This is a genomic window from Bacillus sp. GbtcB14, from assembly GCF_019091205.1.
GTDB classification, from domain to species: Bacteria; Bacillota; Bacilli; order Bacillales; family Bacillaceae_G; genus Bacillus_A; species Bacillus_A cereus_AG.
This window is the reverse complement of record NZ_JAGXJT010000001.1, coordinates 246,148-269,110: the sequence shown is the minus strand read 5'-3', so window position 1 is coordinate 269,110 and position 22,963 is coordinate 246,148. Positions and strand designations below refer to the sequence as shown.

The window sequence follows — 22,963 nt, the reverse complement described above, 5'->3', positions numbered from 1 at the left end:
ATATTTAATTTGGAGAATACGGATTTATATGTACAAACACATTTTGTACGTTATCTTGTTCCATAAGCGTTTCTTTCACATGCTTTCCAATGCGGTGCCCTTCTTCTACAGTAATGTATGGATCTACAGAAACTTTAATATCAACAATAACGTAATGACCATGCTCCCTTGCATATAAAGAGCCGATTTTTTTCACACCGTCTATTTGAAGTACAGCCTCTCTAAGCGGCACAACATCTTCCTCATGAAGAACATGATCAAGCGTTGCATGAATCGCTTCGGCCCCAATACTCCACGCCATCTTTGCAACAAGAAGTGAAACAAATAATCCTGCAATTGGATCGGCATATACAAGCCAGTCTACCCCGAACTTACCACCAATAATCGCTGCACAAATACCAATTAAAGCTGCAATTGAAGAAAACACATCCGAACGGTGCTCATATGCATTTGCAATAATTGCATCACTATTTACCCTCTTCCCTAATCGGAATTTATATTGAAACATTCCTTCTTTCACGATAATCGAAAGAACAACAGCAAAAATCGTAATTCCTTTAGGTGGTTCTAGTTCTTGCGAAAAAGCTTTTATAGACGAAATTGCTATCTCGATTCCCACAATAAATAATAATACCGCTACAATAATTGCTGAAATCGATTCCGCTTTACCATGACCATACGGATGATCTTCATCAGGCGGTTGCTTTGCTGCTCGCAATCCAAAAAGTACAGCGAGCGAACCAATTACATCTGATGCAGAATGCACGGCATCCGCTAATAGTGCTTTACTGTTCCCAATATAACCAATTACCGCCTTTACAATCGCTAATATAATATTACCAACGATCCCGACAATAGCACCAAACTCGGCCTGTTTAAAACGTTCATCTTTTTCCATAATTAAAATCCCTTCTTTTCTTAACCTATCTTTTTATCCCACTTTAATGGGCAGTAAGACCCCCACCTCAAAATTCAGCGAAAGCAAAGAAGTAAAGTGGGGGATCAACTGCCCATTAAAGTCCGATTGGTTCAACTAATAATCAGTGGGGGATGAAGAAAACCCCCACTGATTAAAGTTTCACTTTATTGTAGCAAAAATAGCGATAACATCACCACTTTCTTCCATCTTACTTCTGTTAAAAAGTTGCTATCTTATTGTATCCACAAACGAAAAAAGAGATGCCTCATAAAGAGACATCATCTTTTTTATACTTGCGGTTCAGATTCTACTTTCTCAACCTTTTTCTTGTTTTTACCCTTTTTCAAACGACGGTTTTCAAGCATTAACCAAATTTGAGAAGCAACGAAAACAGAAGAGTACGTACCTACAACTAATCCAACAAGTAACGCAAACGAGAAGTTACGTAGTGACTCACTACCGAAGATAAGTAACGCAATTACTGGGAATAACACTGTTAATACGGTGTTAATCGAACGACCAAGCGTTTGGCGAATACTTGCATTTACGATTTCTTCTAAGTCTTTTATATCGCGAACTCGTTTTTTCTGTTTGTATAATTCACGGTTTCTATCAAATGTAACAATTGAGTCATTAATAGAATAACCGATGATTGTTAATACCGCAGCGATAAACGTTAAGTCTACCTCTAACTGGAAAATACTAAATATAACAATCATAACAAATGCATCATGTAATAATGCAAGTACTGCAGATAATGCGTACGTAAATCGGAATCGAATACTTACGTATAAAATGATAACCGCAGAAGCGATTAATACTGCGATAAATGCATTTCGTGCAATCTCTTTACCGATTGTCGGTGAAACTGTACTTACGTTTGGATCTGTACCGTATTTATCATGGAAGAATGTTTTTGTTTTCGCAATTTCATCTTTTGATAGAACACCTAAAGTACGAACGGCGAAACCTTTATTGTCATCTCCAGTCGGTACAATATTTTCTTCCTTCACATCAATGTTCAATTCTTTAAAATCTTTATGAACATCTGATACAGTAACTGATTGTTTTGATTGCAAGTCGATACGTGTACCACTCGCAAAGTCAATACCAAGATTCAATTTGAAAATTGGTAAAATAATTGCACCTGCAATTATAACTACAATCGAGAAAACAAGGAATTTATGACCGATATTTACGAAGTTAATACGATCAAATCTTGTCGGTGGATGTACTACACCTTTTGTTAATGGAATAATATCCTTTTGTTTCACACCAAAGTATCCTGGTTTTTTATCGAAGTAACGGCTCTTTACAAGTAAACTTAGTAAGAAACGAGTACCGAATACGTTCGTAACGAAACCAACTAAAATACTTACGATTAAACTTGTTGCGAATCCTTTTACAGAGCTATTACCATAAACGAATAACACACCAGCTGCTGCAAGAGTCGTAACGTTTGCATCTAAAATTGTTGCTAATGAACGATGGTTACCAGCACGAAATGCTGACATCATTGACTTGCCAATTTTCAGCTCTTCTTTCAGTCTCTCGTACGTAATAATATTCGCATCAACTGCGATACCTACCCCGAGCACTAACGCCGCAATACCTGGCAACGTAAGAACTGCATGCATCCAGTTAAAGACAAGTAACGTAACGAAAATGTATAGACCTAACATAATAACCGCTACAATTCCTGGTAAACGGTAGAATACAAGCATAAATAAGAAAATAAGAGCGATACCAATCGCACTAGCGAAAATCGTTTGCTCTAACGCTTGTTGACCAAATTTCGCTCCAACAGATGTTGAATACATTTCTTTTAAATCAACAGGAAGTGCACCTGCATTTAATAAAGATGAAAGTTGTTTCGCACTTTCAACTGTGAAGTTTCCACCTACGATAGATACTTCAGCTTGATTAAACACTTGACTTACTGTTGCTGCTGATAAGAACTTCGGATTCGGTTTTGCAGATTCTGCTTTATACGAATCTTTTCCTTCTTCAAAATCAAGCCAAATTACCATTAAATTCGTTGGTGGTGGCATTTTTGAAATTTTTTCAGTTACTTCACGGAATTTTTCAGCGCTCTTTAGTGTAAGACCTACGCTCGCACGGCCTTGCTCATCAAATGTTTGCTTCGCTCCGCCGCCTTTTAAATCCGTTCCGTCCATAAGAAGGTTGTCATCTACATCACGGAATGTTAATTTCGCTTGTGTTGATAACATTTCACGTGCTTTTTGCTGATCTTGTACACCAGCAAGCTGTACGCGAATTCGATCTTGTCCTTCAATTTGAATGTTCGGCTCACTTACACCGAGAACATTGACACGATTTTCAAGAGCCCCTACTGTACTTACAAGTACGTCTCGATCGATTTTATCACCTTTTTTGGCTGGTTTTACTTCATACAGAATTTCAAAACCACCGCGAAGGTCTAGTCCTAGACTAATTCCTTTTGCTATGTCTTTTCCTGCCGCACCAATTACTCCACCGATTAATAAAACGATGAGGAAAAAGGCGGCAATTCTCGTACCACGCTTTGCCATATGTACCCTCTTTCTGCTACTAACACTTTAAATAAATCTCTTACGATTCACTTTTACACGTGTGCATACGTCTAGTTAGTAGACTTCCTTTCTATAATTTTGCTAGTTCCTCACTAGCTGTGTCGGTAAGTTTTCCACAATACCTTCACTTTCATTATTTATTTTCTCTCTTCACTACCCCCTTTATATATAATCTTAGACATAATTATTTCCTCATTATCAATACCTATCATTATACTGCAAAAGGAAGAACAAACCAATTGCAGTCGGTTATTTATTTTCATATTCATCAAATGACCAAAGTGGCGCTTGATATGCTTCAACAGTTAAATAAGTCATATATTCATTAGCACTTACTCTTAATACGTCATTAACTAATTCATACAATCTAACATCACTGTCTATCTTCTTCCACTTTTTCACTTTAAGAAACTTCCAAATATCATCATCTGTTACTCGGTCATAACCGAACATGTGGAACTCTTCTACTTTGCTTTCTAAAACGACTTGTAACTGTCCGCGGTATGATTCTACCAAAGCCTCTTTTTCTAACATACATAAACATCTCCTTCTTATTTCAGCACGAAAAGTCGCTTTTAATCCCGCTCTAATGGACAGCAATAACTACTTTCAAGAGCACTCTCATACTTCACTCTCTTAAATGCTTGTCATTCTTGTCTCATACGTGCATATAAATTATTGTAAATCATTCCACTGATTTTGAGAAGGTAGGAGAAGACCATGACGAGACAAAGCTTTTTAAAAGGCGCATTTATTTTAATGATAGCCGGCTTTATTACCAAAATCCTAGGATTTATTAATCGTATTGTAATGGCACGTATTTTAGGGGAAGAAGGCGTTGGCCTTTATATGATGGCCGTTCCTACATTCATTCTAGCAATTACATTAACACAAATCGGTCTTCCTGTCGCAATCGCAAAATTTGTAGCAGAAGCGGAAGCGGTGAACGATAAACAAAGAGTAAAAAAAATATTAACAGTATCATTAGCTGTTACATCCGTTATTAGTATCATTTTAACAATTGGAATTATGCTCCTCACACCTATTTTAGCAAAAACATTATTAACTGATGAACGGACGTACTATCCATTAATGGCCATTTTGCCTGTCGTTCCTGTTATTGCTGTTTCTTCTGTTTTACGCGGCTATTTCCAAGGGAAACAAAATATGAAACCTAGTGCTTACGCCCAAGTTATAGAACAAGTTGTCCGCATTACAATTATCGCTATATGCATTCAGTTATTTTTACCTTACGGCGTAGAATATGCTGCAGCTGGCGCTATGTTATCAGCCGTTCTCGGTGAAGTTGCATCGTTATTATTTTTACTTACTTTATTCCAGCGCGAAAAGCATTTATCTATACGCTCTGGTTTTTTCACTACTGTAAAGGAAAGCAAAGGGACATTTTATTCTCTGATGGATATCGCTCTTCCGACTACAGGAAGTCGTTTAATCGGTTCCGTTTCATATTTCTTTGAGCCTATCGTCGTTATGCAAAGCTTAGCGATTGCAGGAGTTGCTGCCTCTGTCGCAGCCCAGCAATACGGTATATTAAACGGTTATGCATTCCCACTTCTATCACTGCCAGCCTTTATTACATACGCTCTTTCTACAGCACTTGTTCCATCTATTAGTGAAGCGATGGCTAAAAGACAGCATAAATTAGTAGAACACCGCCTACAACAAGCTCTTCGGATCTCATTAATTACTGGTGGCTGGTCAGTCGTTATATTATACGTATTCGCTTCTCCTGTTTTAACTCTTATGTATGGATCGGATAGTGCCACAGCATTCATCCAGCTCCTTGCACCTTGCTTTTTATTTCATTACTTTCAAAGTCCACTTACCTCTGTTTTACAAGCTTTAAACTTAGCAAGAGCTGCAATGATGAATACATTTATTGGCGCCATCGTGAAATTAATCGTTATTTTTGTACTAGCTTCAAGGCCAGATTTTCAAATGATGGGGGTTGCACTCGCTATCGCTGCAAATATAGTAACGGTAACATTCCTTCATTACGCTACTGTTTTAAAGAAAATTACATTTACCATTTACGCAAAAGACTATATTTTCGGTGGACTTGCTATCGGTATTGCAGGCGCTTTCGGTTTTTACCTTCATAAATATATGATTTTCTCTCATTCACTCGGCGTACAAACATTATGGGAAATCACTTTAACAACAATCGTTTATATTATCCTCCTCTTCACTTTCAAACTCATTCGAAAAGAAGAGTTAAGTCGACTTCCAATCATTCGAAAACTTTCATTTTTGAAGTAAACGGGCTTACTATTTCCTATAGTAAGCCTCTAGTTTTCTTTCAAATCAACAAAAAATTGTCCATTTTGAAAGCTGCAGTATAAAATTTGTTTAATATCGTTATAACCTAAGTTTTTTAATTTGCCAATGAGCCATTCATCTGTATGTTCAATCATTTGTAAATGATTCAATTGAATTTCTCCATCAATAATAAGAGGAAGAGTAAACTGCAATGCACCCTGTTTACCTTTTTGTTTTTGAAAGACAGATAACTTCCCAGATGGTTCTAAAATAGCGTATTCTACATCCCGTACATCCCCAACTCCCTGCTCTCTTAATTGCATCATTAAATCATCTATATTATAACGTTGCTTTCTCATCTTCTTTTCATCAATTTTTCCGGCATTTACAAGAATAGCCGGCTCGCCTTCTATTAAATGCCGAAAGCGTTGATACTTTAACGAAACAACTGACAAAATGATCTGTATACACATAAGAAAAGTCATCGGAACTAATTGGTGCCAAAGTGATTTATCGGTATTTTCAATTGCCACTACAGCCATTTCACCAAGCATAATGAATACGACTAAATCTAATACACTTAGCTCTCCAATTTCACGTTTACCCATAAGACGAAAAATAATTAATATGATGATATACAAAAGCATCGTCCGGCCAATGATTGATACCCATTCCATTTCTACATCTCCTTTTTTACGTATAGACTCCCCTATAAAAAAGAAACTAGTCTAACTTAATCAAAATGAAAATATGCTTGTATTAAAAAGGGGGAATGTATACATGGATGGAACGAAAAAATTATCAACCGCAATTGGCTTTGGTATCGTTACACTATTAATTCTCGCATCACTTATTAGCATGGTTATGGCTCTTTTATTAAAATTTACAGATATGAATGAAGGGACATTAGCTGTTACTATTTTTATACTAGCTCTGTTATCTATGCTTATATCTGGATTTACTGCCGGCAAAAAGGCACAAGGGAAAGGCTGGTTAGTAGGCTTCACAACAGGACTTACATTCGCCATACTTGTTTTTCTAGTTAACTATTTAGGCTTCTCTCAAACTTTATCGAACTCCCAGTTACTTTATCAATTAGCATTAATGGGTGCGAGTACACTCGGCGGTATTTTCGGTGTAAATATGTCAAAACAAAACAACTAAAAAAAGGCCCTGCACATTTCATGCAGGGCCTTCCTCATTAGTTTTTCACAACTTCACGAATCGCATTGCGATCGAAAGTTAAGTGTGAACCACCAGATTTAATAACGATTTTCGTATCATCTACTGATTCGATTGTACCGTGTAAACCACCGATTGTTACGATAGCATCACCTTTTGCTAATTCATTTTGCATTTGAGCAACTGCTTTTTGACGCTTTTGTTGCGGGCGAATTAATAAGAAATAGAAAATCGCAAACATCGCAACAATCATAACGATATTCATCATACCTGGATTCATCTTTTGTTCCTCCTTTTAAATTATGTATTAGAAGTTTTTAGCATTCGGTTTATTAAAGCCATACTGTTCAAAGAATTCTTCGCGGAAATCGCCAAGACGGTCTTCACGAATAGCTTGTCTCACCTGCTCCATTAAGTTTAACAGAAAATGAAGGTTGTGATAAGACGTTAAACGAATTCCGAACGTTTCATCACACTTCATTAAGTGACGAATGTACGCACGAGAGTAATTTTTACATGTATAGCAGTCACAATTTGGATCAAGCGGACCGAAGTCTCTTGCAAATTTCGCATTTTTTACAACTAGACGGCCTTCACTTGTCATACATGTACCATTTCGAGCGATACGAGTTGGAAGTACGCAGTCAAACATATCAATACCACGAATTGCACCATCGATTAACGAGTCAGGAGAACCTACTCCCATTAAGTAACGTGGCTTATTATCTGGAAGAAGTGGCGTTGTAAACTCAAGTACACGGTTCATAATATCTTTTGGTTCTCCAACAGATAAACCACCTACAGCGTAACCAGGGAAGTCCATTGAAACAAGGTCTTTTGCACTTTGACGACGAAGCTCTTCGAACTCTCCGCCTTGTACGATACCGAATAAACCTTGATCTTGTGGACGTTCATGCGCTTTTAAACAACGTTCTGCCCAGCGGCTTGTACGCTCTACAGACTTCTTCATATATTCAAAAGTAGCTGGGAATGGTGGACACTCATCAAATGCCATCATAATATCTGATCCTAATGCATTCTGAATTTCCATCGCTTTTTCTGGTGATAAGAATAATTTATCTCCATTTAAGTGATTACGGAAGTGAACACCTTCCTCTTCAATACGACGGAAGTCACTTAAACTGAATACTTGGAAACCACCAGAGTCCGTTAAGATTGCACGATCCCAGTTCATAAATTTATGCAAACCACCTGCTTCACGAATAATTTCGTGACCTGGGCGTAGCCATAAGTGATACGTATTACTTAAAATAATGCCAGAATCCATTGCTTTTAATTCTTCTGGTGACATTGTTTTAACTGTTGCAAGTGTACCAACTGGCATAAATGTTGGTGTATCAAATGAACCGTGCGGTGTATGTACGCGTCCTAAACGGGCACCTGTTTGTTTACAAGTTTTAATAAATTCATAACGAATTGCTGTCATAATTTACTCCTTTTATTTGTTTCCCATCTTAGCGTGAGATGCAACGAACATTGCATCACCAAAGCTAAAGAAACGATATTTTTCTTTTACTGCTTCATTATAAGCATGAAGTACATTATCTCTGTTCGCAAATGCACTTACAAGCATAATTAATGTTGATTTCGGTAAATGGAAGTTTGTAATTAAACCATCAATTGCTTTAAATTCATAACCTGGATACATAAAAATGTCTGTCCAACCAGAAGCAGCACAAAGCTTGCCGTCATGATCTGTCGCAATTGTTTCTAACGTACGAGTTGAAGTCGTACCTACCGTAATAATACGTCCACCACTCTCTTTCACACGATTTAATAATGCCGCTGTCTCTTCAGACATATGGTAATATTCTGCGTGCATATGGTGTTCTTCAATCGTATCGGCAGAAACTGGTCTAAATGTTCCAAGCCCTACGTGAAGTGTAATGAAAGCTAACCCGACGCCTTTTTGTTTTAACTTCTCCAATAACTCTTCTGTAAAGTGAAGTCCTGCAGTTGGCGCTGCTGCTGAGCCGATCTCTTTCGCATATACTGTTTGATAGCGATCGCGATCTTCTAGCGTCTCTTTAATATACGGAGGAAGTGGCATTTCCCCAAGTTCATCTAAAATTTCATAGAAGATGCCGTCATATGAAAATTCAAGCTGACGTCCACCTTGATCTGCAGTTCCTGTGCAAGTTGCTTTTAATTTCCCTTCGCCAAAAGAGATAATAGTTCCTTCTTTTACACGTTTCGCTGGCTTAACAAGCGTTTCCCACGTATCGCCTTCTTCTTGTTTTAAAAGAAGTACTTCAATGTGCGCGCCTGTATCTTCTTTCACACCGTGCAAACGAGCAGGCATTACTTTCGTTTCATTTAAAACTAAGCAATCCCCCTCATGTAAGTAAGAAAGAATATCCGTAAAATGTTTATGCTCAATATCGCCTGTTTCACGGTCTAACACCATTAATCTTGATGTTTCACGATCTTCTAACGGGACTTGTGCAATAAGTTCTTCTGGTAAATGAAAATCAAACAGATTTATATCCATAACTATATCCACCTATTTCTTATTTGAATCGATTTATTATATACATAATAAAAGATAATACAATACTTAACACAATACATGTAATGACAGGAAAATAAAAGGTAACGTTTCCTTTTTTCATAAAAATATCGCCTGGAAGTCTTCCAATAAACTTCCAAGCTAATCCGACAACAATGAGTAAGATACCTGCTGTAATAAGCAATTTTGGCATCTCCGTCATACTTTTGGCATCTCCATTCCGAAATGCTCATATGCAAGCGGCGTTACAATTCGACCTCTTGGCGTTCTTTGTAAAAAGCCAATTTGTAATAAATACGGCTCATACACATCTTCAATCGTATGAGATTCTTCTCCAATCGTTGCCGAAACCGTTTCTAATCCGACTGGGCCACCGCGGAATTTCTCAATAATACCAAGCAATAATTTATGATCGATATGATCTAGACCTAATTTATCTACTTGCAGTAGTTCTAACGCCATTTGTGTAATTTCCATTGTAACTGTTCCGTTACCACGAACTTGTGCGAAATCTCGTACACGTCGTAATAAACGATTCGCAATACGAGGTGTACCACGAGCACGTCTTGCAATTTCTAGTGCAGCTAACGAATCAATTTCAACTTCAAATACTTCTGCTGTACGTTCTACAATCTCAGACAACTGATCTACTGTATAGTACTCTAATCTTGAAAGTACACCGAAACGGTCACGAAGTGGTGCTGATAATGCCCCTGCACGTGTCGTTGCTCCAACTAATGTAAATGGAGGTAAATCTAAACGTACAGATCGTGCTGACGGTCCTTTCCCAATTACAATATCAAGGCAAAAATCTTCCATCGCAGGATATAGCACTTCTTCAATCGATCTATGCAAACGATGAATTTCATCTATAAATAATACATCCCCCGGCTGAAGCGCTGTTAATACAGCTGCTAAATCTCCTGGTCTTTCAATTGCTGGACCTGAAGTTGTTCTAACATTTACGCCCATTTCATTGGCAATAATATTGGCAAGCGTCGTTTTACCAAGTCCTGGTGGTCCATATAGAAGCACATGATCTAACGTTTCTTCACGCATTTTCGCTGCTTCAATAAACACCTCTAAATTATGTTTCGCTTTATCTTGGCCAATATACTGACGGAGCGTCTGTGGCCGTAATGAATATTCTAAATCCGAATCTTCATATGCAGATTCCCCTGAAAGGAGACGTTCGTCCATTATACTCACCTCTTACCATTTAGTAAAAGACTAAGTGCCTTTTTAATATACTGATCCGTCGTTAATGATTCTTTTAATAACTCTGGTACAACGCGAGAAACTTCTCGTTCTGCGTATCCAAGTGCGCGCAGAGCTTCCAGCGCCTCATCAAGCTCAGCTGATGAACCTTTCTTCTCATCAAAACGTTCTGTATCTGAGAATAAATCAACAAATGCATCTGGTACGACGTCAGCTAGTTTTCCTTTTAAATCTAAAATCATTTGGCGTGCTGTTTTCTTTCCGACGCCCGGGAATTTCACTAAAAACTTCTCGTCTTCATGTTCAATTGCTTGAACGACCTGTCCTGTTTGACCAGAAGCTAAAATTGCAAGAGCGCCTTTTGGTCCAATGCCAGACACACCTAACAACTTTGTAAATAATAAACGCTCTTCACGTGTTTTAAACCCGTAAAGTGCCATAATATCTTCTCTCACATAATGATATGTATAGACACGGATTTCTTGCTTACTTCTTTGAAATACATACGGATTTGGTGTGAAAATTTGATAACCAATTCCATTATGGTCAATTACGACATATTCCGGTCCTACATACTCCACGTAACCTGTAACATATTCAAACAAAATACGATCTCTCCCTCTTAAATCATGTATTCCATTTTAACATATTTAATGATAGAAAAGCGAGACTACCCCAACAAATGTTCTCCATTTGAAACTTCTGTTATTTTCCATTGACAGAAAGCATGAAGCAACTTAATATACAGAAGTCGATAATGATTATCAATACTAATTAAAGGGGTTACATCAGGATGAAACAGAAGCTATTTATTTTATTTACTATTATGCTAGTTGTTCTTTCTATCGTTGGCTGTTCTTCTCAAAAAGAAGAATCAAAAGCGAAAGAACAACCGAAAACAAAAGTTGTAAAACACGCTAAAGGGGAAGCTACAATTCCAGTAAATCCAAAGAGAATTGTTGACTTATCTGGATCAACAGAAGAATTATTACTTCTTGGACACAAACCTGTTGGTACAGCAAACACATATAAAGATAAAATCCAAAAGCATTTAACAGACAAGCTAGATGGCGTAAAAGCAGTAGGTTGGTATTGGGCACCTAAAGTTGATTTAGAAGCTGTTACTGCTTTAAAACCAGACTTAATTATTTTAAATAATCGTCAATTGAAGATCTATGATCAATTAGAAAAGGTTGCACCGACAGTTGTTTTAGAAACAAACTTAGAAGACTGGCGCGGTAAGTTTAAAGAAGTAGGTAAACTATTTGACGAAGAAAAGAAAGCAGACAAATGGATTGCAGACTACGATAAAAAAGCAGACTCTTTATCTAAAAAAATTAAAGAGAAAACAAAAGATGAGAACTTTATGTTCGTCGCAGTTACACCACAAAACTTCCGTGTATACGGTAGCTTCGGGTACGGTGACATCATCTTTAACGACTTAAAACTTCCGGCAACAAAAGGTACAGATTTAAAACAAACGATGGCGCAAGTATCACTAGAAGGTCTTGTTGCATTCCAACCTGATCAAATGTTTATTGTAAACTTTGGTGGCGAAGCTGATAAAGTTTACGAAGACTATAAAAATAGTGCCGTTTGGAAAGACAATAAAGCAGTTAAAAACAATCACGTATATGAAGTATCAAATGAGGTCTTCAATACAAAAGCATTCAACCCAATCGGAAAAGATATGCTAATCGATGAAATCGCAAAACAAATTTTAGATAAAAATAAATAAAAAAAGCAGCTCACCATGAGCTGCTTTTTTTACTTATTTTGCACTGCGTATTGCTTCATTTTTTCAATCGTCTTCACAAAACCTTCTTTTGATTTAATACGAATACCACGCTTCAATTTCGCACGCTCATAACTCTCCAGCTTTTTCATATCAATTTGAAAGAAGGAATGAATCGCATTATCACTTTTCGGTACACCTTTAAAAATTTGTAATATCCCTTCCTCTGAAACACCAAAATATCCGCTCGTTTTCAATAATGGAGAAATATCATCAACTTTCTTTTGTAATACGATTTGTACATCATCACGATCAACGAGCTGCCATTCTTTATATTCCTGTAAAAACTTTTCTAAGTCCGCCACTTTTTCTGTAAATATTTCCTCACTTACTTCTCCATCAACATACATTCGCTCTAATAAAATTGTAACTTCAGGCTCTTTTACTGTTACTTCTGGTACTAGCCCTTCCGCCTTCACATTTGTTTCATAAACGAAGCAAAACATCATAACGAAAGCTTGCATCGCAATCAGTATCCATTTCATTTCCGTTCACCTCTTTTAGGCAAGATCAAACTTTCATTAGTAGTTTTTCCGAAAATGGGGGTTTTATCCATATAAATGACCGTATTACATTTCACTCGAAAATAAAAAATGCAGATAAAGTTTTAGCTTTATCTGCATTAGCATTTGTTTTTATATAAAATGAAAGACGCCTGCAAAGCAGGCGTCTTGATGCGTTTACGGCGAGAGACCAGGCGACCACATTCGCGTGTTTAGCACTTAAGCATATCTCTCGTCTTACGTAAATTAGCTCATTGCTTTGCTAATATAACATTAATAAAGTATAAGTGCAACATGTTTATAAAAATATTTTATTTCCTCTTTTAACCAAACAAATTTATGTAAATTATAAATTGATAAATGCAATATATATGTTACCATTAGTGTAACAGCGAAATCATAATAAACAGGAGATGGATATTGTGAAAAAAATAAAGGATGAACGTCTCATTCTGAAAACATTAAAAAACATACGCATTGCCTTTCTTTTTCAATCACTTGGTATAATTGGCATTTTAGGCTATATCGGATTCACTGAAGGAATGGATCAAATTACGAAATCTCCATTATGGTTATTATTTATGCTTACGAGTATTTTAATTGCTTATTTACAGTTAAGCGTTTCAATCGATGTAGAAGAGAGCGAAAAAGATATAAAGTTAACTCCTTATTACAAAATTATTTTACGTTCTCTTATTGTTGGAATTATTATAGCTATTATTTATATCATTTTCAGTCCAGAAAGACCTCTCTTTGAAGCAGTTTTAACAGGTAGTATTTTCTTCATATGCTTTTTAGCGCCTTATTCCGTTAGTTATTTTATTAAAAAACGTCGTGTACAAGACAATGATGAATAAAGAGGAAGGGCTCCCCCTTCCTCTTTTATTTTGCTATCGCATAGTACCAGTAGTACCAGTTAAACCGTAACGAATGTCTCGGAACATATTCCCTATATCACGATTAAAATCGTTTGTAACTGTACCGTTACGTAGGCGTGTACTCATTGCATCGACACGAGTAAACATGTCATTTCTTACAGAGACGTACACGTTTCTGTTCCCAACTTCATTTACAACAGCTTGACGAACTTCATTTGCAAGTGCCGTTTCATTCGATACTGGATTACGCGGTTTTACCGCAATTGCTACATCGTTTCCATATACAACTGTAGACACGCGGTCTACGTTATTCATACGTTTCACACGATTTGTTATTCTTTCTGCTGTTTTACCATCATTGTTAATGTATGAATTGTTCATTGTGATATTACGTGTTGGATGCGGATTAGCAATTTGCCCGTTATAATTTACATCGCGGTAATAATTGTTATATCCTGTATCGTTACGACCATTTCTATATGTTACATAATCTGTATAACGATCGTTACGCGTTACATTATCACGATACTGGTGTGTATCATTATAAGATGTACGCTCATAATTGTAGTTACGTCCATCCATTGCATTGTTATCTTTTGGTGTACCACATGCAGCTAAGGCACTGGTAACTAACAAAGAAGCAGCAATCACTTTTACTTTCGTATTCAATACAAAAACCCCCTCTGTTAGAATGAACTTCTCTTCTGAAAAGCTCCCTCTTATGATGAGTAACAGAGTAGGTTTTTACACTGTTAATATTTCACTGGGAATTTTCTAACATTTGATGTAGATCTTCCGTTTTATGAAAGACTCTACACACAAAAAAGGTGGGAATAATCCCACCTTTTTTTAAACTTCCTCTTCGTCCTCTTCTTCTGAAACTGGCTCTCCAAATACATTTGGTGGATCTGGTTGATAATACATTGTTCCTGGCTGTGGTGCATATGCCGATTGAGTTGGTTGATAATATAACGGATTCGCATATTGCGGACCTCCAGGTTGCGGACTATATAGCCTACTCTCTCCTCCGCACCCACAATCTTCCTCTCCTTGCACGAGCGGCGGCATATTATTATCCATTGGCATCATATTTGGGTTTGGCATAGACGTATATTGCGGTCCAAACGGTGCTCCTTGCTGATATGGCATTTGATATGGATTTGATGGTTGATTATATGGATTCGGTGGCATCATAGGCTGTTGATACGGCATTTGATATGGCATCATATTCGGCGGTTGGTTGTTATCCATGATCGGCATCATATTCGGCATTTGATTATTATCCATGATCGGCATCATATTCGGCATTTGATTATTATCCATGATCGGCATCATATTCGGCATTTGATTGTTATCCATAATCGGCATCATATTCGGCATCATATTTGGCATTTGATTGTTATCCATGATCGGCATCATATTTGGCATTTGATTGTTATCCATGATCGGCATCATATTTGGCATTTGATTATTATCCATGATCGGCATCATATTTGGCATTTGATTATTATCCATAATCGGCATCATATTTGGCATTTGATTGTTATCCATGATTGGCATGATGTTTGGTATTGGGTTATTATCCATGATTGGCATTATATTTGGCGGTTGATTATTATCCATGATTGGCATTATATTTGGTGGTTGATTATTATCCAACATTGGCATGATGTTTGGCATTTGAATATTTGGCGGTATTACTTGTGGAATAACTACATTCTCTTTCGTTACATTTGGTGATACGATATTCCCTACATTTTCTTTCTTCACTTGCGGTGACACGATATTCCCTACATTTTCTTTCTTCACTTGCGGTGACACGATATTCCCTACATTTTCTTTCTTTACTTGCGGTGACACGATATTCCCTACATTTTCTTTCTTTACTTGTGGTGATACTATGTTTCCTACATTTTCTTTCTTTACTTGTGGTGATACTATGTTTCCTACATTTTCTTTCTTTACTTGTGGTGATACTATATTCCCTACATTTTCTTTCTTTACTTGTGGTGATACTACGTTATTTTTTTTCGTTTGCGGAGAAATGACGTTATTAGGTTTCATCTTATTAATTTGAGGAGCAATTAACTCGCTTCCTTTTTTAATGACATCCGAAATTTTATATTCTTTTTTCGCTTTTATTGGTGGTTGCGGCGGCTGTGGTAATACATTTACCGAGAATTTCGTGTTTTCTTTCTCTGCTGGTTTTTGTTTTTCTATAACAGGTGGTTTTTGAATAACAGACGGTTTTTCAACTGGTTTTTCTATTTGAATTGGCTTTTCTTTTTGCACTTCTTTTTGTTGCTTTACCTGTACTTCCTTTTGCGGTTTCACTTGCATTTCCTTCTGTGGTTTTACCTGTACTTCTTTTTGTGGTTTTACTTGCACTTCTTTTTGTGTTTGTTGCATAGCAGGTTGTTGTGTAATTGGTGCCGATTGATACGTAATTTCTTCCTCATCTTCTATTCCAAGCGGCGTTGGCGTTGCTGCAAATTCTTTTTGTTGCACTTCTTTAACATATTGTTTTGGAGGTGCTGATCCTGCTCCAGCATGCTGTTTTACGTGAACGCTGTTTGATGGTACTTTAATTTTCATACCTGGCATAATTAAATCTGGATTACTAAGTTGTGTATTTGTATTTTTCAACGTATCAAAATCCACTCCGTACTTTTTCGCAATTTTCCAAAGGGTATCCCCTTTTTGCACGATATGAATTTTCAAATTTTCCCCCTCCTGTATAACTTATCTATAAGTAACAAATCTCATGAAGTAACCCTTTCTAAATAAAGCTAACTTCTTTTCACTTGTATCACTTCTTCGATTTTCAATATCATTAGAAGTGGAATAAGCATAAGAAAATCGCAATGATTTCTTCAAAACAATGTATGCCCATTTCGTTCTCGTTATGATTATATGCATGAAAAAAAGCAACAGAAATACCGTTGCTTTACACACGCTCTAACATACGATTTAATGCAAGAACCGCTTCTTCAGTCACTTGTTTATCTACGCTAATAACGTTAATTTCTTCTCCTCTTTCTACCGTTTCAAGCACCCATAATAAGTGCGGCAGATCAATTCGGTTCATCGTTAAGCACGGACACATAAATGGATTAAGTGAAACAATCTCTTTATCTGGATGCTGCTGAATAATTCGGTTCACTAAATTCATCTCGGTACCAATTGCCCATTTACTTCCAGGTGGCGCCGCTTCAATCATATCAATAATATATTTCGTTGATCCTGCGTAATCCGAAGCATCAACAACCTCATAACAACATTCTGGATGTACAATAATATTCATATCCGGGTGATTTTTCCGTACATTTTCAATGTTTTTCACTGTAAAGTTTTGATGAACCGAACAATGCCCTTTCCATAAAATCACTTGAATTCCTTCTATATCTCCATCGTACTCTAATGAATCTGTATGTGGGTCCCATACTGCCATTTTATCTAACGGGATACCTAAATCGTATGCTGTATTTCTTCCTAAATGTTGATCCGGTAAAAAGACAAGACGCTCTTTTTGTGTAAACGCCCAAGACACCATTTGTTTTGCATTAGAAGAAGTTACTGTTGCTCCGCCATTACGACCACAAAACGCTTTAATTGCAGCTGTAGAGTTAACATATGTTAACGGAATCATCGTATCTCCAAATAATTTTGCGAGCTCTTTCCATGCTCTTTCTGTTTGTTCAATATCTGCCATATCTGCCATCGAACAACCTGCACGCATATCTGGCAAAATAACGATTTGATCATCTGTCGTTAACATATCTGCTGTTTCTGCCATAAAGTGTACACCACAAAATACAATATATTTTGCTTCTTTATTGCTCGCTGCAACTTGCGCAAGCTGAAGTGAATCTCCTGCTGCATCAGAAAATTGTACCACTTCATCTTTTTGGTAATGATGTCCTGGAATAAATAGTGTTTTCCCCATTTTTTCTTTAATTTCACGAACACGCTTTTCCATGTCTTCTGTTGTCATCGTGTAATAACGCTCTGGTAACATCGTTTCAATCGGTTGTACTTTTTCTAAAATACTCATATTCCTTTCTCCCCCTCTAAGCCACTTTCCTTACGCCTCAATATTGAAACTAATATCAAGTGCTTTCACTGAATGTGTTAACGCTCCAAGTGAAATATAATCGACCCCTGTTTTTCCATATTCCGATAACTCTTCAATTGTAATGCCTCCTGATGCTTCCGTAACGATGGCACTTGGTACAATCTTTGAAAACTCCCGAATCTCATCTGGCGTACGGTTATCAAACATAATAATATCTGCACCAGCAGCTACAGCCTCTCTCACTTGCTCCTCCGTTTCTGTTTCCACTTCTACTTTCACCATATGTCCTAATTTTTCTTTCACCGATGTAACAGCTTTCGTAATAGAACCAGCAAAAGCAATATGATTGTCTTTAATCATGACACCGTCATATAAACCGAAACGGTGATTAAATCCGCCTCCGCACACAACTGCATACTTATCAAACATACGTAGCCCTGGCATCGTTTTTCGCGTATCACAAATACGTGTATGGCCGCTCTCTAACGCAAGAACAGCTTTATGTGTCATCGTAGCTATCCCGCTCATACGCTGGATAACGTTTAATATAACGCGCTCTGCCGTTAATAACGAGGCAATTGGTCCTTGCGCAGTTGCTATTATTTCGCCCTTTTCTACAAGATCTCCATCTTTTTTATGAAGCTCCACTTCAATTCTTTCATCAATTAATTTAAATCCTTCTTCAATTACTAAACGCCCCGCAAAGACACCTGTATCCTTCGCAAGAAACGTTCCTTTTGAAAGTAAATTGTCTGGAAAAATAAGCTGAGATGTTACATCTCTTTCTCCTATATCTTCTAGAAAAAATCGATTTAATGCTTCTTTCACTTTTATCGTGTTCATAGAGCCCCTCTTCCCTTCATCACACAAGTTGTAGTTTTCTTTTCACTCGAACGATCTCTTTTTTTACGCTATTTCTATCTGGATAATCACTTCGATAATGGCCACCAATACTTTCTTGTCTTTGCAAAGCTGATACGACTATAAGTTCACAGGCTGTTAACATATTAATAAGCGTTATCTCTTCATTTGTAAGAGCATCATGTTGTAATATCATATTTCGAACACCGTACTTACTAAGCCATCTCTTTGCATAAGATAAACTTTGCTCTGTTCGCACAATCCCAACGTATTTCATCATACATTCTTGTATTTCTTCTTTCGCCGGCAAATGATTCAGAACAATAAACTTCTTTTCCTTCTCAGCCACGTTGTTCCAGCTTTCTTTTGTCGCTTTGGTTAAAATATGTTGTCCTATTCTTTTTCCAAACACAAGACCTTCTAATAATGAATTACTTGCTAATCTATTTGCTCCATGAACACCATTACAAGCTACTTCACCGACCGCATATAAATCTGGAATGGATGTCTCCCCATCACAGTTCGTTTTCACGCCGCCCATATGAAAATGAGCACCGGGTACGACTGGAATGCGTTTTTCATTTATATCGACACCATTTTTTTTACACAATGATGATACCGTCGGAAAACGTTCTTCGAAATTTTGGATAGACTCGATATTCAAATACACTTTTTCACCCGCCAAAAGCTGTTCATGAATCGCTCTTGCTACTACATCACGCGGCGCAAGATCGTGATCAGGATGTATGTCCATCATAAAACGCTGCCCTTTTCCATTTATAAGGACAGCTCCTTCACCACGAACAGCTTCAGAAACGAGGCCGGGGCACCGCCCGCCCGCGTATAACATTGTTGGATGAAATTGTACAAACTCTAAATCTACGAGCTCCCCGCCTGCGCGGTATACCATTGCAAGTCCATCACCCGTAATTGTCTTGTCGTTAGAAGTAAAGGCGTATAAACCGCCAATCCCCCCTGTTGCTAACACCGTATAATCTGCAACGTAACGCTTCAGCTTCCCTTCACTATTTCGTGTTAAAACTCCAACACATTTACCATTTTCTATAATAAAATCGAGCACCATTTCCCGTTCCACTACCGTAACGTGCGGAGCTACTTCTTGAATGAAATGCTCTAATAAATTCTTTCCTGTTGCATCGCCACCTGCATGTAAAATACGACGCTTTCGATGTGCACCTTCTTTTCCAAGATGAGGCCCCTTTTCATCTCCATCAAATTCCATTCCATTTTCAATGAGATTATTCATTTCTTTCGGTCCTTCCTCGACTAAATAACGGACCACATCTTCATTGTTATAATGACATCCTGCTACTAACGTATCTTCCAAATGATCATTTGGATTGTCATATGTAGCAACTGCTGCGGCAATTCCACCTTGCGCTAAATATGTATTATTATTACGATTTGTTCCCTTTGTGATAATAATCACATTCTTTTCGTGACAAATCTCTTTCGCAACACGAAGTGCCGCAACGCCACTTCCAATAATTAAGACATCTGCACTTGGCATAATTGTTGCCTCCTACTTTACACTTTTCAACTGTCTTGACACCTATATTTACATAGTTTTAAAATAATGACAAGAGTTTTTTTATAATTCTTATTTTCACTACCATTAAAAAAATATAAGAAATGTAACTCTTACTAGGGAGAGGAACTTACATGATGATATATCTTGACTATGCAGCTACTACACCTATGAGTGAAGAAGCATTACACACATATATGAAAGCAGCATCGCAATACTTTGGAAATGAACAAAGTTTACATGATATTGGAGGAACAGCCTCTTCTTTATTACAAGTTTGCCGAAAAACATTTGCTGACATGATTGGTGGAAAGGAACAAGGGGTATTCTTCACAAGCGGTGGCTCGGAATCCAACTACCTTGCGATTCAATCCCTTTTAAAGGCTAGAAGCGAGAAACATATCATTACAACACCTATGGAGCATGCATCCATTCGAAGTTATTTTCAATCCTTACAATCAGAAGGGTATACAATTACTGAAATTCCTGTTGATAAAAGCGGGGTAATCCATTTAGATGATTTAGAATCAGCTATTACAGAAAATACTGTTCTAGCAAGTATACAGCACGGAAACTCTGAAATTGGAACCGTTCAAAACATCGCAGAGATCGGAGCACTTTTAAAAAAATATAACGTTTTATTTCATTCAGATTGTGTACAAACATTTGGTAAACTTCCTATCAATGTTTTTGAGATGGGGATTGATAGTCTTTCTGTTTCAGCACATAAAATATACGGACCAAAGGGCGTTGGCGCTTGCTATATAAATCCGCAAGCTCGCTGGAAACAAATATTTCCGGGAACTTCTCACGAAAAAGGGTTTCGCCCAGGTACAGTAAACGTTCCTGGCATCGCTGCTTTTTTAACAGCTGCTGAGAATATATTAAAAAACCAACAAAAAGAGAGCTTACGTTTTAAAGAGTTACGATCCTACTTTTTAAGACATTTACAAGCCCTTCCTCTAGAAATTCAAGTAGAAGGTCATTCTACTTCTTGTTTACCACATATTGTTGGGGTTACAATAAAAGGAATAGAAGGTCAATATACAATGCTAGAATGTAATCGCCATGGTATTGCTATTTCCACCGGAAGTGCTTGCCAAGTCGGTAAACAAGAACCTTCGAAAACAATGCTTGCAATTGGAAAAACGTATGAAGAGGCAAAACAATATGTCCGCTTCTCTTTCGGACAACAAACAACGAAAGATCAAATTGATACTACTATTCATGCACTACACACAATTGGAAATCAATTTTATAGAGGTGTTAAATCATAATGAAACAAAATGACCAAAAAAAGATTTTAGGTGAAGAAAGACGACAACTTATCCTTCAGTGGCTTCTTGCTGCAAATGAACCGTTATCTGGGAATGAACTATCTAAAAAGACGAACGTAAGTCGACAAGTTATCGTGCAAGATATTTCTTTGCTTAAAGCACGAAACGAACCAATTATTGCAACTGCTCAAGGATATTTATATTTAAAACCACAAGAGAAACAACAAACTTTCGAACGCGTAATTGTATGCCAACATAAACCAGCGGAAGTACGTCAAGAACTTACAATGCTTGTTGACCACGGCGTTACGATTAAAGATGTAAAAGTTGAGCATCCTGTATACGGTGACTTAACAGCATCCATCATGGTAAGTAATCGCTTTGATGTAGAGCAATATTTACAAAAAATCGAAAACACGAATGCCTCCTATCTTTCACAACTAACAGATGGTATTCACTTACATACAATTGAGGCAGATTCAAAAGAAAAGTTAGACGCTGCTTGTGAGGCACTAGATAAAGCAGGATTTCTCGTTTATTAATTCATGTAAAGCACAGAGTTTTTTAGCATTCTCTGTGCTTTTTTAATGCTATAATATTGTAATCAATCGTAAAGGAGATCAAATATGGGAATTGAACTCGTTCACTTTAGCATTGGCAAACCGAAACAAATGAAATATGGCGAAGATAAAGAAATGATATCAGGTATATGTAAAGATCCTACAGAAGAGGCTTTCCTCTCAAAAGACGGATTCCTCGGTGATGACGTAGCAGATTTAAAACACCATGGGGGACCTGATCGCGCAGTTTGCGTGTACCCACACGAGCATTACGCACTATGGGAAGAGGAATTTCAAACTACGCTTCCCGCTTCCACATTTGGTGAAAACATTACCGTAACAAATATGTTAGAGCGCGATGTTTGCATCGGAGATACATATCAACTAGGTGCAGCAATCATTCAAATCACACAAGCAAGAGTACCTTGTAGCACAATTTCAAAACGCCTTGGTATTCCTGGCATACTGCCGCGCATTGTAGCAACTGGATTTACTGGCTACCTATGCCGCGTTCTTCAGGAAGGTACTGTACGTAAAGATTCTAAAATTACATTACTAGAGCGTCCATCAAACAATGTATCTGTTTTATTCTCTAATGAAATTTATTTTCATAATAGAAAAGATAAAAATGGCATTAAGAAGGTTCTTGCTGTTCCAGAACTAGCCGAAGTTTGGCGCGATCAGTTAGAGGATCGTCTTGCGAAGTTAAAATAAAGAATCCCACCATTTATAGGTGGGATTTTATTTATCTATCAGACGGTAT

22 protein-coding genes and 1 pseudogene are annotated in these 22,963 nt (G+C 37.3%); 7 read left to right on the top strand and 16 right to left on the bottom strand.

The genetic code is table 11. From position 1 onward, the window contains the following. Positions 1-4 precede the first annotated feature (4 nt). From KVT31_RS01425 to KVT31_RS01415, 3 genes are all read right to left on the bottom strand, one after another. Entirely contained in the window at positions 5-898 is an 894-nt protein-coding gene (locus KVT31_RS01425) for a cation diffusion facilitator family transporter (protein ID WP_087982109.1), read from the bottom strand. 308 nt (positions 899-1,206) lie between these two features. Continuing rightward, on the bottom strand, positions 1,207-3,471 hold the full coding sequence (secDF, locus tag KVT31_RS01420; protein WP_088097851.1) for a protein translocase subunit SecDF: 2,265 nt from the start codon (positions 3,469-3,471) through the stop codon (positions 1,207-1,209). A gap of 270 nt (positions 3,472-3,741) precedes the next feature. Then, complete coding sequence (locus tag KVT31_RS01415) at positions 3,742-4,026, bottom strand: post-transcriptional regulator (RefSeq protein WP_000890213.1); 285 nt, start codon at positions 4,024-4,026, stop codon at positions 3,742-3,744. 186 nt (positions 4,027-4,212) lie between these two features. Here KVT31_RS01415 and spoVB point away from each other — a divergent pair, with 186 nt between their 5' ends. Further along, positions 4,213-5,772, top strand: coding sequence for a stage V sporulation protein B (gene spoVB, locus KVT31_RS01410; protein WP_088097852.1), 1,560 nt, complete (start codon positions 4,213-4,215; stop codon positions 5,770-5,772). 29 nt (positions 5,773-5,801) lie between these two features. On the opposite strand, the gene KVT31_RS01405 is transcribed toward spoVB, so the two are convergent. Further along, positions 5,802-6,449 carry a DUF421 domain-containing protein gene (locus KVT31_RS01405; protein ID WP_088097853.1) on the bottom strand — a complete coding sequence of 216 codons (648 nt, stop codon included), beginning with the start codon at positions 6,447-6,449 and terminating at the stop codon, positions 5,802-5,804. 103 nt (positions 6,450-6,552) lie between these two features. Between KVT31_RS01405 and KVT31_RS01400 the strand changes: the two genes are divergently transcribed. Continuing rightward, positions 6,553-6,936, top strand: a complete 384-nt coding sequence (locus tag KVT31_RS01400) for a TIGR04086 family membrane protein (protein WP_088097854.1) — start codon at positions 6,553-6,555, stop codon at positions 6,934-6,936. 37 nt (positions 6,937-6,973) lie between these two features. Here the strand turns inward: KVT31_RS01400 and yajC are convergent, their stop codons facing one another. The 6 genes from yajC to ruvA are packed head-to-tail and all read right to left on the bottom strand — an operon-like array spanning position 6,974 to position 11,307. Further along, positions 6,974-7,234 carry a preprotein translocase subunit YajC gene (gene yajC / locus KVT31_RS01395; protein WP_088097855.1) on the bottom strand — a complete coding sequence of 87 codons (261 nt, stop codon included), beginning with the start codon at positions 7,232-7,234 and terminating at the stop codon, positions 6,974-6,976. 27 nt (positions 7,235-7,261) lie between these two features. Beyond that, on the bottom strand, positions 7,262-8,401 hold the full coding sequence (gene tgt / locus KVT31_RS01390) for a tRNA guanosine(34) transglycosylase Tgt (protein WP_000125362.1): 1,140 nt from the start codon (positions 8,399-8,401) through the stop codon (positions 7,262-7,264). A gap of 12 nt (positions 8,402-8,413) precedes the next feature. Beyond that, positions 8,414-9,466 carry a tRNA preQ1(34) S-adenosylmethionine ribosyltransferase-isomerase QueA gene (gene queA / locus KVT31_RS01385; protein WP_088097856.1) on the bottom strand — a complete coding sequence of 351 codons (1,053 nt, stop codon included), beginning with the start codon at positions 9,464-9,466 and terminating at the stop codon, positions 8,414-8,416. Between the two features lie 19 nt (positions 9,467-9,485). Beyond that, positions 9,486-9,686, bottom strand: a complete 201-nt coding sequence (locus tag KVT31_RS01380) for a DUF2905 domain-containing protein (protein ID WP_088097857.1) — start codon at positions 9,684-9,686, stop codon at positions 9,486-9,488. Next, positions 9,683-10,684, bottom strand: a complete 1,002-nt coding sequence (ruvB, locus tag KVT31_RS01375; RefSeq protein ID WP_000344467.1) for a Holliday junction branch migration DNA helicase RuvB — start codon at positions 10,682-10,684, stop codon at positions 9,683-9,685. The genes KVT31_RS01380 and ruvB overlap by 4 nt, the downstream gene beginning before the upstream one ends. Positions 10,685-10,689: 5 nt before the next feature. Next, positions 10,690-11,307 (bottom strand): Holliday junction DNA helicase RuvA, encoded by a 618-nt coding sequence (gene ruvA / locus KVT31_RS01370; protein WP_000464511.1) that lies wholly within the window; start codon positions 11,305-11,307, stop codon positions 10,690-10,692. 188 nt (positions 11,308-11,495) lie between these two features. Here ruvA and KVT31_RS01365 point away from each other — a divergent pair, with 188 nt between their 5' ends. Continuing rightward, positions 11,496-12,440 (top strand): iron-hydroxamate ABC transporter substrate-binding protein, encoded by a 945-nt coding sequence (locus KVT31_RS01365; protein ID WP_088097858.1) that lies wholly within the window; start codon positions 11,496-11,498, stop codon positions 12,438-12,440. Between the two features lie 29 nt (positions 12,441-12,469). Here KVT31_RS01365 and KVT31_RS01360 read toward each other — a convergent pair whose 3' ends face one another. Next, a complete protein-coding gene (locus tag KVT31_RS01360; RefSeq protein ID WP_088097859.1) occupies positions 12,470-12,982 on the bottom strand; it encodes a BofC C-terminal domain-containing protein in 513 nt (170 codons plus the stop codon). A gap of 431 nt (positions 12,983-13,413) precedes the next feature. Here KVT31_RS01360 and KVT31_RS01355 point away from each other — a divergent pair, with 431 nt between their 5' ends. Next, entirely contained in the window at positions 13,414-13,857 is a 444-nt protein-coding gene (locus KVT31_RS01355) for a branched-chain amino acid ABC transporter substrate-binding protein (protein ID WP_088097860.1), read from the top strand. A 33-nt stretch (positions 13,858-13,890) separates the two neighbouring features. Here KVT31_RS01355 and KVT31_RS01350 read toward each other — a convergent pair whose 3' ends face one another. The 5 genes and pseudogenes from KVT31_RS01350 to nadB all read right to left on the bottom strand — a co-directional run bounded on the left by KVT31_RS01350 (position 13,891) and on the right by nadB (position 20,345). Continuing rightward, the gene (locus KVT31_RS01350) at positions 13,891-14,547 is read right to left on the bottom strand and encodes a YhcN/YlaJ family sporulation lipoprotein (protein ID WP_088097861.1); all 657 of its coding nucleotides are present in this window, start codon (positions 14,545-14,547) and stop codon (positions 13,891-13,893) included. Positions 14,548-16,442: 1,895 nt separating this feature from the next. Beyond that, positions 16,443-16,599, bottom strand: a pseudogene (gene safA, locus KVT31_RS30965) (SafA/ExsA family spore coat assembly protein); the annotation flags it as partial. Between the two features lie 226 nt (positions 16,600-16,825). Then, positions 16,826-17,932, bottom strand: a complete 1,107-nt coding sequence (gene nadA, locus KVT31_RS01340) for a quinolinate synthase NadA (RefSeq protein ID WP_088097863.1) — start codon at positions 17,930-17,932, stop codon at positions 16,826-16,828. A 30-nt stretch (positions 17,933-17,962) separates the two neighbouring features. Continuing rightward, positions 17,963-18,796 carry a carboxylating nicotinate-nucleotide diphosphorylase gene (gene nadC, locus KVT31_RS01335; protein ID WP_088097864.1) on the bottom strand — a complete coding sequence of 278 codons (834 nt, stop codon included), beginning with the start codon at positions 18,794-18,796 and terminating at the stop codon, positions 17,963-17,965. Positions 18,797-18,815: 19 nt separating this feature from the next. Beyond that, the gene (gene nadB, locus KVT31_RS01330; protein WP_088097865.1) at positions 18,816-20,345 is read right to left on the bottom strand and encodes an L-aspartate oxidase; all 1,530 of its coding nucleotides are present in this window, start codon (positions 20,343-20,345) and stop codon (positions 18,816-18,818) included. A 152-nt stretch (positions 20,346-20,497) separates the two neighbouring features. On the opposite strand from nadB, the gene KVT31_RS01325 reads away from it, so the two are divergent. From KVT31_RS01325 to KVT31_RS01315, 3 genes are all read left to right on the top strand, one after another. Continuing rightward, positions 20,498-21,640, top strand: a complete 1,143-nt coding sequence (locus KVT31_RS01325; RefSeq protein ID WP_088097866.1) for an IscS subfamily cysteine desulfurase — start codon at positions 20,498-20,500, stop codon at positions 21,638-21,640. Further along, positions 21,640-22,182, top strand: a complete 543-nt coding sequence (locus KVT31_RS01320) for a transcription repressor NadR (RefSeq protein WP_060632390.1) — start codon at positions 21,640-21,642, stop codon at positions 22,180-22,182. The genes KVT31_RS01325 and KVT31_RS01320 overlap by 1 nt, the downstream gene beginning before the upstream one ends. Before the next feature lie 84 nt (positions 22,183-22,266). Beyond that, positions 22,267-22,914, top strand: coding sequence for an MOSC domain-containing protein (locus KVT31_RS01315; protein ID WP_088097867.1), 648 nt, complete (start codon positions 22,267-22,269; stop codon positions 22,912-22,914). Positions 22,915-22,963: the final 49 nt, after the last annotated feature.

Bases quoted from the DNA above. Each gene is read 5' to 3' on its own strand.
- KVT31_RS01325 (WP_088097866.1), top strand. From the start codon at position 20,498: ATGATGATATATCTTGACTATGCAGCTACTACACCTATGAGTGAAGAA.
- KVT31_RS01425 (WP_087982109.1), bottom strand. From the start codon at position 898: ATGGAAAAAGATGAACGTTTTAAACAGGCCGAGTTTGGTGCTATTGTC.
- KVT31_RS01415 (WP_000890213.1), bottom strand. From the start codon at position 4,026: ATGTTAGAAAAAGAGGCTTTGGTAGAATCATACCGCGGACAGTTACAA.
- KVT31_RS01320 (WP_060632390.1), top strand. From the start codon at position 21,640: ATGAAACAAAATGACCAAAAAAAGATTTTAGGTGAAGAAAGACGACAA.
- yajC (WP_088097855.1), bottom strand. From the start codon at position 7,234: ATGAATCCAGGTATGATGAATATCGTTATGATTGTTGCGATGTTTGCG.
- nadC (WP_088097864.1), bottom strand. From the start codon at position 18,796: ATGAACACGATAAAAGTGAAAGAAGCATTAAATCGATTTTTTCTAGAA.
- ruvB (WP_000344467.1), bottom strand. From the start codon at position 10,684: ATGGACGAACGTCTCCTTTCAGGGGAATCTGCATATGAAGATTCGGAT.
- KVT31_RS01400 (WP_088097854.1), top strand. From the start codon at position 6,553: ATGGATGGAACGAAAAAATTATCAACCGCAATTGGCTTTGGTATCGTT.
- queA (WP_088097856.1), bottom strand. From the start codon at position 9,466: ATGGATATAAATCTGTTTGATTTTCATTTACCAGAAGAACTTATTGCA.
- secDF (WP_088097851.1), bottom strand. From the start codon at position 3,471: ATGGCAAAGCGTGGTACGAGAATTGCCGCCTTTTTCCTCATCGTTTTA.
- KVT31_RS01355 (WP_088097860.1), top strand. From the start codon at position 13,414: ATGGATATTGTGAAAAAAATAAAGGATGAACGTCTCATTCTGAAAACA.
- nadB (WP_088097865.1), bottom strand. From the start codon at position 20,345: ATGCCAAGTGCAGATGTCTTAATTATTGGAAGTGGCGTTGCGGCACTT.
- KVT31_RS01315 (WP_088097867.1), top strand. From the start codon at position 22,267: ATGGGAATTGAACTCGTTCACTTTAGCATTGGCAAACCGAAACAAATG.
- tgt (WP_000125362.1), bottom strand. From the start codon at position 8,401: ATGACAGCAATTCGTTATGAATTTATTAAAACTTGTAAACAAACAGGT.
- KVT31_RS01380 (WP_088097857.1), bottom strand. From the start codon at position 9,686: ATGACGGAGATGCCAAAATTGCTTATTACAGCAGGTATCTTACTCATT.
- KVT31_RS01365 (WP_088097858.1), top strand. From the start codon at position 11,496: ATGAAACAGAAGCTATTTATTTTATTTACTATTATGCTAGTTGTTCTT.
- KVT31_RS01405 (WP_088097853.1), bottom strand. From the start codon at position 6,449: ATGGAATGGGTATCAATCATTGGCCGGACGATGCTTTTGTATATCATC.
- nadA (WP_088097863.1), bottom strand. From the start codon at position 17,932: ATGAGTATTTTAGAAAAAGTACAACCGATTGAAACGATGTTACCAGAG.
- KVT31_RS01360 (WP_088097859.1), bottom strand. From the start codon at position 12,982: ATGAAATGGATACTGATTGCGATGCAAGCTTTCGTTATGATGTTTTGC.
- spoVB (WP_088097852.1), top strand. From the start codon at position 4,213: ATGACGAGACAAAGCTTTTTAAAAGGCGCATTTATTTTAATGATAGCC.